Source organism: Paenibacillus sp. FSL F4-0243, from assembly GCF_037963295.1.
Taxonomy (GTDB): Bacteria; Bacillota; Bacilli; order Paenibacillales; family Paenibacillaceae; genus Paenibacillus_AQ.
Genome location: NZ_CP150151.1, coordinates 5,443,542 through 5,456,301, shown reverse-complemented (window position 1 = coordinate 5,456,301; position 12,760 = coordinate 5,443,542). Strand labels below are relative to the sequence as shown.

The 12,760-nt window shown below is 45.0% G+C and carries 12 protein-coding genes; 9 read left to right on the top strand and 3 right to left on the bottom strand.

Going from position 1 to position 12,760, the window contains the following annotated elements; all coding sequences use genetic code 11:
- Nucleotides 1-214: 214 nt before the first annotated feature.
- A complete protein-coding gene (locus tag NSS87_RS24300; protein WP_042191064.1) occupies nt 215-1,432 on the bottom strand; it encodes a sialidase family protein in 1,218 nt (405 codons plus the stop codon).
- Nucleotides 1,433-1,465: 33 nt separating this feature from the next.
- Complete coding sequence (locus NSS87_RS24295; protein ID WP_042191062.1) at nt 1,466-1,831, bottom strand: hypothetical protein; 366 nt, start codon at nt 1,829-1,831, stop codon at nt 1,466-1,468.
- A 199-nt stretch (nt 1,832-2,030) separates the two neighbouring features.
- On the opposite strand from NSS87_RS24295, the gene NSS87_RS24290 reads away from it, so the two are divergent.
- The 3 genes from NSS87_RS24290 to NSS87_RS24280 all read left to right on the top strand — a co-directional run bounded on the left by NSS87_RS24290 (nt 2,031) and on the right by NSS87_RS24280 (nt 4,894).
- On the top strand, nt 2,031-2,405 hold the full coding sequence (locus NSS87_RS24290; protein ID WP_042191060.1) for a hypothetical protein: 375 nt from the start codon (nt 2,031-2,033) through the stop codon (nt 2,403-2,405).
- Between the two features lie 157 nt (nt 2,406-2,562).
- Nucleotides 2,563-3,771 (top strand): glycosyltransferase, encoded by a 1,209-nt coding sequence (locus NSS87_RS24285; protein ID WP_339243263.1) that lies wholly within the window; start codon nt 2,563-2,565, stop codon nt 3,769-3,771.
- Between the two features lie 25 nt (nt 3,772-3,796).
- Nucleotides 3,797-4,894 carry a glycosyltransferase family 4 protein gene (locus tag NSS87_RS24280; protein WP_042191056.1) on the top strand — a complete coding sequence of 366 codons (1,098 nt, stop codon included), beginning with the start codon at nt 3,797-3,799 and terminating at the stop codon, nt 4,892-4,894.
- A gap of 74 nt (nt 4,895-4,968) precedes the next feature.
- Here NSS87_RS24280 and NSS87_RS24275 read toward each other — a convergent pair whose 3' ends face one another.
- Nucleotides 4,969-5,643: an SOS response-associated peptidase gene (locus tag NSS87_RS24275; RefSeq protein ID WP_339243261.1), complete on the bottom strand. Its 675-nt coding sequence runs from the start codon at nt 5,641-5,643 to the stop codon at nt 4,969-4,971.
- A 125-nt stretch (nt 5,644-5,768) separates the two neighbouring features.
- Here NSS87_RS24275 and NSS87_RS24270 point away from each other — a divergent pair, with 125 nt between their 5' ends.
- From NSS87_RS24270 to leuS, 6 genes are all read left to right on the top strand, one after another.
- Nucleotides 5,769-6,218, top strand: a complete 450-nt coding sequence (locus NSS87_RS24270; RefSeq protein ID WP_042194386.1) for a DUF523 domain-containing protein — start codon at nt 5,769-5,771, stop codon at nt 6,216-6,218.
- A 230-nt stretch (nt 6,219-6,448) separates the two neighbouring features.
- The gene (locus NSS87_RS24265; RefSeq protein WP_339243260.1) at nt 6,449-7,594 is read left to right on the top strand and encodes a cysteine desulfurase family protein; all 1,146 of its coding nucleotides are present in this window, start codon (nt 6,449-6,451) and stop codon (nt 7,592-7,594) included.
- Between the two features lie 98 nt (nt 7,595-7,692).
- Nucleotides 7,693-8,214 (top strand): PRC-barrel domain-containing protein, encoded by a 522-nt coding sequence (locus NSS87_RS24260; protein WP_042191050.1) that lies wholly within the window; start codon nt 7,693-7,695, stop codon nt 8,212-8,214.
- Between the two features lie 14 nt (nt 8,215-8,228).
- A complete protein-coding gene (locus tag NSS87_RS24255; protein ID WP_036677557.1) occupies nt 8,229-8,438 on the top strand; it encodes a hypothetical protein in 210 nt (69 codons plus the stop codon).
- A gap of 245 nt (nt 8,439-8,683) precedes the next feature.
- The gene (locus NSS87_RS24250; protein WP_042191048.1) at nt 8,684-9,751 is read left to right on the top strand and encodes an AI-2E family transporter; all 1,068 of its coding nucleotides are present in this window, start codon (nt 8,684-8,686) and stop codon (nt 9,749-9,751) included.
- 516 nt (nt 9,752-10,267) lie between these two features.
- Nucleotides 10,268-12,718, top strand: a complete 2,451-nt coding sequence (leuS, locus tag NSS87_RS24245; RefSeq protein WP_339243256.1) for a leucine--tRNA ligase — start codon at nt 10,268-10,270, stop codon at nt 12,716-12,718.
- Nucleotides 12,719-12,760: the final 42 nt, after the last annotated feature.

Sequence of the window (12,760 nt, the reverse complement as noted above, 5' to 3'; positions counted from 1 at the left end):
TTTGGAATAAAAAACTTAAAGTTATAGCATTATCGATGTTTAAGCCCCCTTTTTGGGGGCTTTTTTAATGGGAAAATCACATTCAGAGTAGTCAATGAAGCTTGTCATCTCGATTACCGGGAGAAAGGTCCAGGTTACTCTCGTTACGCAAAAAAAGGATGCCCTATATTCGTTCGGCATCCTTTTAATTAATCATCAGAAGTTTATTAATAGCTTATTGATTATCACCAAACCAGATGTTCTCTGTACCGGTCCGCGTGTCCGTCCATACGCTCACTAGACGGCCTGTTTGGGGGACAATGGCATTGCCGATGTAGTCCCCAATTAGGGGAATGCCGGTGACGTCAAAGGAAGTTGTCGTTATACGGGTGTTTGTAAACGTCATCCCCCCATCTCTAGATGTAGCTAGATAAACATCAAGGTTGAGGGGATTGACTCGATTAGTGTAATAGGTAACGAATATTGCGCCATCCGCAGGGGACACGGTGATGGCTGGGAAAAAGTTTTGAGAGCCCGCTGGACTTCCCGTAATGGAGATTGGTGTACCCCAATCCACACCGAAATTGGTGGAAGTAGCAAGAAAAATATCGGAATAACCTTCTCGAAAATCTTGCCATACAGCATAGACATTACCTTGCGTCGTCGGTGCATTAGAAATATCCGCTGCGAGGGAAGGGTATGTCAGACATCTAAATGTATATCCCGGCAATGGATCTGGTGGGACTACAACGCTGGCGACCATGGTTTCAGGGGTGAAAGTGACCCCGCCGTCTGGGGATGTGCGAATTTTAAGATCAGTATTACCGGGAGGCTGATTGATCCATCCCACGACAACAATCCCGTTTAATGTAATTGCTATACCGGGGAATTCTTCAAATTCTTCGACCGAAGACAGCAGGGCAGGACTGAAATAAGTATTACCGCTATCTAGGGAACGATTGAAGAATATCGTATTTCCTGGTATGAATTGTGTGTTGTAATCATGCGTATAACCAGTATATACATTTCCAAAAAAGGGACTTGATCCAGCCTTGTCGGTGACAACGACCACCTGGTCATCATTTACAAACTGTCCAAACCCTTGATTCACGATGACTGGCGGTCCGAATGAAGAGGCGTTGTCGACAGAGGTATAGGAAACGATCGACCCGCTGAGACCGTCTGAATCGAAGGCGTGAGCCAATACGACGAACGTGGTCGGAAAAATATAATCAATATGTGGTGCTTCGATGCCTGCAAATCCTGTCGGTAACGGTAATAACGTTGTTGTCCAAGTGGCACCTGCGTCAATAGATTTGTACAAACCTATATTGGGAGGGCCTGTTCGAAGATCTACAGCTACGGCGACCATAACCGAAGGATTAAGCCAATTTACCGCGATGGTGGGCTCGAATTGAGTGCTTGTGCTCGGCGAAAGTTGAATATTAACCATGCAAAGCTCCTTTCGTCATAGAGTTTTCGGTACTTACGGGTTCAGCTGAGCTATGAAAGTAAGTTCGGATTGCAGCACTCTTTGATGGGGGATGACGTTTCCTGACGAATCCGTTCCGAACACCGTGATAATCGTGTCTGCCGGTGCGTTTCCAGTTACGAGAAATTGGACTTCATAAGCTGAATTGCCTGCGATATTAAAACTGAGAAACTGGCTGGTGTTCGCATTAACATTTAATGAGTTGGAGTAGACTAAACCTTTACTAACCAAGGTATTCCATACGTAAACGTGATAGACTACGTTAGATGAAAAACTAAGGTTGTCATTATCGATATTAATGACCACGTTGGATGCTGGGGTAGTCCCTGTGTTCGTAATGATGCCTGTTGTTGTTGCCATGAGCTTCACCTCTTTATTAGTTTGCTATATATATATGAATTGAGATTCATTGTGTTTGGACAAGGGAATCAGAAAAATCGCGGAAATTGGAAATATGAGAGGTATGCTATTATTCCATGAATCTCCCCTTCCTCTTGCCTCGCAACTTACAAATTAATCCTGAATAAATTGATAGAAAATGAGGGGAGGAGTGATGGAAATGGCTTTTACAACAGGTCTTATTACTAATACGAGAGCTACTGGTACTGCAGCAAGTAATGTAGTGGTCAGCGTTCGCAACACAAGTAACGCGAGTGCAATGATGATCGTCGAAGTTTTCGGCGTTCCATATTCAACGCTTGCACTAACACCACTGTATGTCACAGGTTATTATGTTCCAGCAATGAGTTCTGATGTCAGAGAGTTCTTCATTGCAGGGAATGTCGCTTACGAGGTTCAGGTAAGTAGTCCTTATCCATTGGCTAATGTGGTGTGCTCCATGTACGGATTGGATGAGTTCGGAAATCTTGTTACAGAACAGAGAGTGCTTCAATCTGAATTAACGGAGATTACCGCACTTTCTTTACCTGTATAACAGTATTTTTGGGAAATCAAGAAGCAACCACCGATGAGATTTGGGTGGTTGCTTCTTTTTTAGGCGCAATAAATCCTCTTAGAGGCATTCACACAGGCACAAAGGTGGAATTTAAATATACTAATTTTATACTCCAATGTAGAGAGAGGTAAAAATCATGGCGGATGTAGGAGTAGTTATGCCTTTGTATACCCAAAAGCCGGAATTCCTCCGGCAAGCTCTGGAGTCTGTTCTGCGCCAAACCTTCACCGAATTTCGACTGATCATTGTAATTGATGGTGCGCCAGATATGGAATCGCTTGTGAGATCAATAATTGCCGAGGATCCAAGGGTAACTATTATCTCTTATGTACAGAACAGGGGTATTGCACATGCGCTGAATACGGGCTTTGATCTTTTATTTAGCGAACCCAGTATTCAGTATTTGAGCTGGGTCTCCAGCGATAATGTTTATGAACCCCGTTTTCTCGAAATCCTTCGAGGTGCACTAGTGAAGGGGCCGCAGGAGCTAGGAATCGTGTACAGTTCTTTTCAAAGTATAGATAACGAGGGAAACCTACTTCATAACGAGCATCAGCTAGCTACTCAGCGAAATTACCAGTCACAGCCCAAAGAGAGATTGCTGGATTACTCGCTTATTGGTGTTTCTTTCATGTACAAATCGCAGGTTGCGAAGCTTGTTGGGGGGTACGGAATGGAGCCGGTGGAGGATTATGATTACTGGCTGAGACTTGCTGAACATTGTGATATTCGCTTTATCCCCGTGGAGCTGGTGAATTATCGTGTGGACTCTACCTTTAGTGTATCTGCACAGTTACATTCCACTGAAAATCATCGGAGATGGAGATATACGTACCACTTGACCCGCCATCAGGCGCGATTCCGTAGAGGGATTCGTCCTATGATTACCGTTTTATATCCTGTAGTAAATGCTGGTGCGGAGGAAATAGCGAGGATAGAGAATTTGTATGAACAGACGTATAGCAATTATGAGTGTCGGGTGCTGGATTTATCACTTACGGGTCAACCATCTGTTCTAATAGGTTCAATCCCTCATCCTGCAACAGAGTTTGTTTACATGCCAGGAGTAGTGGAGTCGCACGCGATTTGTGGAGCGCTAGAGCACTTGTCCACTCCCTACACGATAGTTTTAGGTCCCAAGATTTTCATTGGAGCACTCGATATTGAATACATGCTGGAGGCTTTGATTACTACCGGTGGAGACACGATCTCCAATTATTATACAGATGATCATAGCTTGATTGGATTCCGGCATAGACATGTCCCATCGACTAAAAATCACTACTATAATGAGCTGTTTCGAAGCACAGACTTGTATGATTTGTTGAAGATCTATTTTTCCTAAAATAATATGTGAATGAGTGATCGTAATGAAGATTTTGTTCACCTTCTTCAACCCGAGCGGCGGCATGCAGACCCTGAACCGAGTGCGCTGCCAAGCATTACATGATCGCGGTGTAGAGTGTCATTTGCTGTACACACACCCTGGAAAAGGGCAGCAAAATATCCCTAATATTCAAACCTATATTACCAATAATGATGACGAGATCAGGGGACTGCTCACTCGGGAAGCTTTTGACTTGATTGTAGTGTGTACGGATATTTACTTAGCGGAGCGGTTCAGAGGGTTTGGTTACAAGGGGCCGCTTGTTTTTGAGGTGCAGGGATTGGGGACCTTAGATGAAGCGGAGCAAGTTATTAGTAATTTTAATGAGCGGATTCACAAGCTAACCGATGCACTGCTCTATCCAGAAACCACTCATTTGCAGACGCTTTTTAAAGGTGGATTTCCATCTGTTAGTCAATATTGCTTTGACAATCCGATCGATTGCGATCAGTTTGGATATACCAATTATCCTGCAAAAAGCTTTCCCATCCTCGGCTGGGTGGGACGAATTCAAACGAATAAGAACTGGAGAGAATTTCTACAAATCGGACAACGGCTGCTGGCGATCCATCCTGAGCTTTATTTATGGATTTTTCAGGACGATACTTTGTTTGAGCCGGAGCAAAAAGAGAGCTTCGAACAATTTGTAGCCGAGACTGGGATTTCCTCACGTTTGATTTCGCATTCCAATGTTCCTCACGGGCAAATGGCAGATTATATGAGCATTATTGGTGATTCGGGTGGTCTACTCTGTTCAACCTCTATTCTCGAGGGATTTGGGTACGCCGTAGCTGAGGCAATGTTGTGTCGTTGTCCTGTTCTTACTACGGATTCGGATGGCATTCGGAGACTTGTCATTAATAATCATACTGGAAAAATATACACAAGAGGACAGCTGGATGAAGCTGTGAATGCTGCTTTATCTTTAATGCATGATCCAGCACTGCGGGACAGAATTAGGATGAATGGCGAATGGCATATCCGAAACAATCTTTCCTCCGGGCTGTATGCGGATAGATTTCTCCAGATGTCTCATCAATTGATGAGACGCCGGTCTAAGATCGAGCGTCGATGGTCTTAACTCTGCGGTTATGCCGCAGGGTTAAGATGTTTTTTAATATCAGAATTTATATGCTTACGTTATAAATTATCCTTCTATTTCTGTGCCTCTTCAATTAATTCCTTTGCATCATTCCGAACATTTCCGACAGCCGTGGAAACTGGATAGGCTCGCATTAGTTGTTGATCATACGGTTTCAGGAGCTTTATTAGAGAAGTGTTGTCCTGATTGCCCCGATCCAGCCACTCTGTCTCATCCTCAGGCTTCAAAATAACCGGCATGCGATTATGGATTTCAGCCATAAGCTCGTTCGGAGTAGTCGTTATAATCGTGCAGGTACTTAGTTTATTACCCTCAGGGTCCATCCAAATATCATATAATCCGGCCATAGAGAAAATACCTCCGTCGCGCATCATGATCCGCATGGGTTGTTTGCTGCTGCCCTGCACCTTCCATTCGTAGAAGCCGTCAGATGGGATGATGCAGCGACGTGAGCTTACTAAGCGCTTGAAAGAAGGTTTCTCCAGCAGCGATTCTGCCCGGGCATTGATCATTTTATTGCCGATTTTGTCATCCTTTGCCCATGTAGGAACCAGGCCCCAACGCAGTTCCCCGAGCTTATTGCTGGAACCTGTATTAATGACTGCCGGAATTTGCTGCATGGGCGCGGCGTTATATTTAGGGGCATAGTGGATAATGGTTGAATCATTCGCAAAATATCTGACCATCAGCTCTTCCATTGTGACGGTTATTGTATAGCGTCCGCACATTATTTACACTCCCCAGTCAGTAGATTAGAAGTTCACTCCGTTTACAGCTTAATTTCATCATGTTATGCTCGGAATATTTCTTATTATAAACGAAGCGGAATGAATGAAGAAAGAGGTGCTCATTGGTGATTTTGGTAAGCTCTTGTCTAGCTGGCATGAAGGTGAGATATAATGGTACGGATTGTTTGGATGAGAAAATTCAGATGCTTTTGAATGAGAATCAAGCGATTGCTGTGTGTCCAGAATTGCTGGGAGGATTCTCAACGCCTAGAGAACCAGCCGAAATCATTGGTGGGAATGGCGAGGATGTGCTGGCAGGGACGGCTAAAGTAGTGGATCGATCAGGTACAGATGTTACAGATATGTATTTAGAGGGTGCTTATATTACGCTTGCAAAAGCCCAAGAGGTATCAGCTACGATGGTAGTGCTTAAAGAAAACAGTCCTTCTTGCGGCAGCAGTATGATTTATAATGGGGAATTCAAAGGGAAGAAAATAGCCGGAAACGGCGTTACTACAGCTTTACTTAGAAAAAATGGCATTGAGGTAACCTCTGAAGAGAACTGGCTACTATAATCCTAGCTTTCATAGGGAAATGATTACAATATTGTGTTCTTTCGCTTGTGGAAAACTCACTTCTCGCGCGGTATAATTTAATAGTTCCAAGTATAAACGCCTTCGGCGTCCTTTTTAGGACGGTTAGCGTTTAAGCGAGAAATATAAGGATAATGTATAATGTGAAATTTATACCTTCTTATATTTTTAGAAGAACTAGTTTCCTATACTCTAGAAGCGGAGAAATGAATATGAAATCCATCTATTTGGACCACGCCGCATCAACCCCGGTTCATCCCGAGGTGGCTAAGGTCATGCTGAATATAATGACAGAACAATACGGAAATGCATCGAGTGTACATCAGTTCGGGCGTTCAGCTAAAAGAATATTGAACGGGGCGCGCGATAATATCGCCGCCTTTTTGGGCTGTTCACCTGACGAGTGGGTGTTCACTGGAGGCGGCACCGAGAGTGACAATTTAGCACTCTATGGAGCAGCAGCTGCAGTTTCCCATAAAGGAAAACATATTATCACCACCCAGATCGAGCATCATGCAGTGTTACATACCTGCGAAGAGCTAGAGAAGGAAGGCTTCAAAGTTACCTATCTCCCTGTGGATTCGACGGGTAGGGTATCTGTTACAGACGTAGAGGCTGCATTGCAGGAAGACACGGTGTTGATCAGCGTAATGTATGCCAATAATGAAGTCGGCACCGTTCAGCCTATCAAGGAGGTTGGTCAGCTTGCTAGAGAACGGGGAATTCTGTTCCATGTAGATGCTGTACAAGCTCTAGGTGCACTCCCTATTACACTCCGAGAGCTTCCAGTAGATTACATGAGCTTTACTGCTCATAAGATCAATGGGCCTCAAGGGATCGGTGGTTTATACGTTCGAAGCGGAGCGCCACTGCATCCAAGACTTCATGGCGGCCTTCAGGAGCGCGGCAGACGTGCCGGAACAGAGAATCTAGCCGGAGCAGTTGGGTTTGCTAAAGCCGTTGAAATAGCGGTTAAGGGGCTGTCAGAACGTCAACAGAATATGAAGCTCCTGCGCAGTAGACTGCTCGAGGAGCTGGATACTCTGATTGGACGGGAGCGTTACTCGCTTAACGGTAATACCGAGGAGTTTTTGCCTAGTATTCTGAATTTGAGCTTCCCAGGGGCTGGGACAGATGTTATGCTGATGAACCTGGATATGGAGGGGATTGCGGCAGCAAGTGGTTCGGCTTGCACCTCAGGATCCCTGGAAATATCTCATGTTCTGAAAGCAATGGGACTTCCCCAAAATATTTTAGAGTCTGCGATTCGATTTAGTATCGGTTTGGGTAATACTACTGAAGAAATCGAGTACGTTGCTCGAAAAGTTGAAACCATTTTGAATCGCCTACGTAAATGAGACTAGTTACTCTAGGTTTCGATCTGTAACGGGGCGATTCGGCTTTTGGCTTTCTGAGAGCTCGTAAGTACACTCAAAGTGAGGGGACCGAGGCAGCCATGAGACTACAAGATCTGATCGGCTTGGCTGTATTTGAAGTTGAAGAGGGGAATGAAATCGGCAAGATTGTCGATATCCTACTCGATTCAAACTGGAATATTACGGGTATTGAACTGGAAAGCAAATCTTTTTTTGGTGGCCATGTGAAATTTGTGGCATGGAAAGATATTGTGGCCTACGGCGAGGATGCTGTCATGATTCGTAGTAAAGAGTCGATTGATAAGACAGATGCTGATCATATACCTTGTACTTTTCTACTAGGAAAGAACAAACTTAAGGATTTGAAAGTACTGACTACAACTGGAACTATACTTGGACGAATATCGGATGTTTATTTTGACCAAAAGTTGGGAAACACAATAGGAGCGCTGGAAATCAGTGACGGGCTTGTGACTGATTTGATCGAAGGCCGCAAATGGCTGCCTTGTTCTGATGAGATGTCCATTGGTGAGAATGCTCTAATGGTTCCTGCAATGAGCGAAGAACGGCTACAAAAAGCCATTAATATTGTTAACGGATAGGTGGAATGTATTATATGAAGTGTCCAAACTGTAACTCCAAAGATATCGGAAAGATTGGTTCCCACCAGTTCTATTGCTGGGGCTGTTTCATTGAATTGACGGTAAACGGCGAGAAAATGTCGGTGTATCAAGTTGAAGAAGATGGCACACTCAGCTCGCTGGACGATCTCTTCTCCGGGGATGATATGACTCAGGATTTCCCGCAAATTCATGCGTCGTCTTAACTATGAAGCTTGCTTTGTAAGCAAGAATGATCTATGTACTTAAAGCGTCAATCTCCTTTCAGTTGAAATCAGCTGCAGGGTTATTGGCGCTTTTTTTGGGTTCCCCGCAAAGTACCTGATTCAGCATCGAAGCAAAAGCCTCACTTTGTGGGGTTATTTTGTGTACTTGATGGTTATTTTGCTGCGGCCATACATATACTTATTTACGAAGCTAGTCCAGGCTACAGTCGCAGGAGGGTACACTCATGGAGCAATGGTCCCAAAGTAAGTGGTTCCGCTGGATGATCGGAGTGCTGCTCTCCCTGATCATTTTGTATTTTGTTTGGTTGCTTCGTCCGATGCTGCAGGGGATATTTGTATTTTTGAAGGCAATCCTCGCTCCATTTCTGGCAGCTATGATTATTTCCTACGTGCTGAATCCCGTCGTTAGTATGCTGGCTGGACGGAAGATGCCGCGTAGTGTAGCTGTTCTACTTATATATGCAGTATTCTTAACGGCGATTGCAGTGATCGCAATTAACCTTATCCCGATGTTTATCGAGCAGCTTGAAGAGTTGAATGAACATTTGCCAGAGATGACGCTGCAAGCCCAGGGGCTGATGCGACATATGAATTCTAGACTAATCCCGCCCGGGGTCGAGATGGGGATGAATAACTGGTTTTTTCAACTGGAAAGTCGTCTCGCTGAAGGGATTTCTAATTTTCTCGATAATATAGGGACAACGATTAATGTGCTGTTCAATGCTTTCATCGTACCGTTTCTAGTGTTCTATATTCTGAAGGATTTTGATGTGTTTGAGCGGACGGTGGTGTCTTGCCTGCCCCGCGCACGCCGCAAGTCTATTGTAACTTTGTTAAAAGATATCGATGATGCACTCGGCAACTACATTCGTGGACAGTTTCTGGTCTGCATTATTATAGGTGTGCTTGCTTATATCGGGTATGCCATTATCGGAATGCCGTATGCTTTACTGTTTGCCAGTGTGGTGGCAGTGTTCAATATTGTTCCGTATATGGGTCCTTTTTTGGGGGCTGCACCAGCCATTGTGATGGCTTCGACTGTTTCTTTTCGTTTAGTGCTGTTGGTTGCAGTGGTTAACACAGTGTGCCAAATCGTGGAAAGTAACATTATTTCACCACAGGTGGTGGGAAAGAAGCTGCATTTGCATCCGCTGCTCATTATTTTTGCGCTTCTGGTTGGCGGTGAATTGGCGGGAATGATCGGACTTATCCTTGCTGTACCGTTCTTCGCAGCTGCAAAAGTCGTTATTCAACACTTTATGACGTATTTAATCAAACGAAAGCCCGTGTAAATAGGGTAAAACATTGACTATAGACAACAGTTTTGTATATAATGTTGGGGAATATTACTGATGAACAGTCGGTATATATAGTTGATCGATGATGAGGAGTATTAATTCTATACCGTTATTGCAGAGAGCCGGCACTAAGGTGCGAGCCGGTTAACGGAACGGAGTGAACTCACCTCGGAGTAACGGCGCAAGTTTCAGGATATCCACTAGACATAATGGATGCCCTAGGTGAACCGTCGTCGCCTCACCCCCGCTAAAGGGTGCAAAGTGAGTGGCAGAATAAAGTATATTCAGCCGCTAACTAGGGTGGTACCACGGGAATTATAACCTCTCGTCCCTAGCGATAATACGCTAGGGATGGGAGGTTTTTTTGTAAATATAAGAGGGTATAGGTTTCCCGAAATACTTCATGTCTTATATTTCTCGCATAAACGCTTACCGTCCTTATAAGGATGCCGATGGCGTTTATGCTTGGTTAAGAAATCTAAGTAGTAATACTCCAAGGAGGAGCAGACAATGAGCGACAATCAAACAAACAGTATACCTGCCGGCGGTTACCGGGCGCAGGCTATTGAGCCCAAATGGCAAAAGTTCTGGGATGAGAACAAAAGTTTTAAGACAGGTGAAGATCCAACCAAACCGAATTTCTATGCACTGGATATGTTCCCGTACCCTTCAGGTGCAGGACTGCACGTAGGTCATCCAGAAGGCTACACAGCAACGGACATCGTATCCCGTTACAAACGGATGCGTGGTTTTAACGTGCTGCACCCAATGGGCTGGGATGCTTTTGGACTTCCTGCAGAGCAGTATGCAATGGATACAGGTCAGCATCCACGTGATTTTACAGATAAGAACATCGATAATTTCCGTCGTCAGATCAAATCGCTGGGTTTCTCCTACGACTGGGATCGCGAGATCAGCACTACAGATCCAGATTATTACAAATGGACGCAGTGGATTTTCATCCAGCTGTACAACAAAGGCTTGGCTTATGTAGCAGAAGTACCTGTTAACTGGTGCGAGGCACTGGGTACAGTACTTGCCAACGAAGAAGTTATTGATGGTAAAAGTGAGCGCGGAGGACATCCGGTTGTCCGCAAACCGATGCGTCAGTGGATTCTGAGAATTACTGAATATGCTGAGCGTCTGCTTGAAGATCTGGAAGAGCTGGATTGGTCTGAAAGCATCAAGGATATGCAACGCAACTGGATTGGCAAATCCACAGGTGCAGAAGTGAACTTTGAAATTGAAGGTCACGATGCTAGCCTGACCGTGTTTACAACACGTCCAGATACATTGTTCGGAGCTAGCTACTGTGTATTAGCACCAGAGCATGAACTGGTTGATGCCATTACAACAGAAGCACAACGTGCAGCGATTGCAGAATATCGTGTGAAAGCTTCTCATAAGAGCGATCTGGAACGTACAGATTTGGCTAAAGAGAAGAGCGGTGTATTCACGGGTGCGTATGCAATCAATCCTGTGAATGGTGCCAAGGCACCGATCTGGATTGCAGATTATGTACTTGCCGGATATGGAACGGGTGCGATCATGGCGGTTCCAGGTCACGATACTCGCGACTGGGAATTTGCTAAACAATTCGGCCTGAATATCGTGGAAGTCGTACAAGGTGGCAACGTTGAAGAAGAGGCGTATTCCGGAGACGGACCGCATGTCAATTCTGATTTCTTGAATGGACTTAAGAATGAAGAAGCGATTGCGAAGATGATTGCTTGGCTTGAAGAGAAGGGCGTAGGTAAAGGTAAAGTAACCTATCGTCTGCGTGATTGGCTGTTCAGCCGTCAACGCTACTGGGGAGAGCCGATTCCAATTCTGCATTTGGAAGACGGTACAATGAAGACTGTTCCGGTTGATCAGCTGCCGCTGGTACTGCCTGATGTAGATGCGATTAAACCATCGGGTACTGGGGAGTCTCCACTTGCGAATGTAACAGAGTGGGTGGAAACGATCGATCCTGAGACTGGTATGAAGGCTCGCCGTGAGACCAACACCATGCCGCAATGGGCGGGCAGCTGCTGGTACTACCTGCGTTATATTGATCCGAAAAACGATCAAGAGCTGTGCTCCCCTGAGAAGCAAAAAGCATGGCTTCCAGTGGATCTGTACATTGGCGGAGCGGAGCATGCCGTACTTCACTTGCTCTATGCACGTTTCTGGCACAAGGTGCTTTATGATATCGGCGTAGTGGAAACGAAAGAACCGTTCCATAAGCTGGTTAACCAAGGCATGATTCTTGGAAATAATAATGAAAAAATGAGTAAATCACGCGGAAATGTCATCAACCCAGATGAAATTGTTGAAGCTTTCGGTGCGGATACACTGCGTGTCTATGAAATGTTTATGGGCCCTCTGGAAGCAACCAAGCCTTGGAATGAAAAGGGTGTTGAAGGGGTTCACCGGTTCTTGTCCCGTGTATGGCGCCTGTTCGTGAATGAGGAAGGTAAGCTCAATGCCAAAATCACAGCAGATGGCGGTACGGAAGAGTTCAAACGTACTTGGCACAAAACGATTAAGAAAGTCACTGAGGATTTCGAACATCTGCGTTTCAATACGGCGATTAGCCAGTTGATGATTTTCATTAACGATGCCTACAAGCAAGAAACCTTGTCCCATGAAGCTGCCGAACACTTTGTGCAAATGTTGTCACCACTGGCGCCGCATATTGCTGAAGAGCTGTGGCAACTGCTTGGTCATGAAGGAAGCATCAGCTACGTGGCTTGGCCAGCTTATGATGAAGCATGGACAGTCGATGCTGAGGTTGAAATCGTTATTCAAGTTAATGGTAAAATCGTACAACGCGCCCTGATTCCGCTGGATATGGGTCAGGAAGAAATGCAAGCTCATGCGCTGTCACTTCCTAATGTGAGTGCAGCTGTAGAAGGTAAAACCGTACGCAAGATTATTGCGGTTCCTGGCAAGCTTGTAAATATTGTAGTGGGTTAAGCGAAGAACGCAATTCTGCCCGCAGCATCGGAGAAATCCGTG

Excerpts from the sequence above, each read along its gene's own strand:
- NSS87_RS24295 (WP_042191062.1), bottom strand. The coding sequence starts at position 1,831 with ATGGCAACAACAACAGGCATCATTACGAACACAGGGACTACCCCAGCA.
- NSS87_RS24265 (WP_339243260.1), top strand. The coding sequence starts at position 6,449 with ATGAAATCCATCTATTTGGACCACGCCGCATCAACCCCGGTTCATCCC.
- NSS87_RS24300 (WP_042191064.1), bottom strand. The coding sequence starts at position 1,432 with ATGGTTAATATTCAACTTTCGCCGAGCACAAGCACTCAATTCGAGCCC.
- NSS87_RS24285 (WP_339243263.1), top strand. The coding sequence starts at position 2,563 with ATGGCGGATGTAGGAGTAGTTATGCCTTTGTATACCCAAAAGCCGGAA.
- NSS87_RS24250 (WP_042191048.1), top strand. The coding sequence starts at position 8,684 with ATGGAGCAATGGTCCCAAAGTAAGTGGTTCCGCTGGATGATCGGAGTG.
- leuS (WP_339243256.1), top strand. The coding sequence starts at position 10,268 with ATGAGCGACAATCAAACAAACAGTATACCTGCCGGCGGTTACCGGGCG.
- NSS87_RS24275 (WP_339243261.1), bottom strand. The coding sequence starts at position 5,643 with ATGTGCGGACGCTATACAATAACCGTCACAATGGAAGAGCTGATGGTC.
- NSS87_RS24260 (WP_042191050.1), top strand. The coding sequence starts at position 7,693 with ATGAGACTACAAGATCTGATCGGCTTGGCTGTATTTGAAGTTGAAGAG.
- NSS87_RS24290 (WP_042191060.1), top strand. The coding sequence starts at position 2,031 with ATGGCTTTTACAACAGGTCTTATTACTAATACGAGAGCTACTGGTACT.
- NSS87_RS24255 (WP_036677557.1), top strand. The coding sequence starts at position 8,229 with ATGAAGTGTCCAAACTGTAACTCCAAAGATATCGGAAAGATTGGTTCC.
- NSS87_RS24280 (WP_042191056.1), top strand. The coding sequence starts at position 3,797 with ATGAAGATTTTGTTCACCTTCTTCAACCCGAGCGGCGGCATGCAGACC.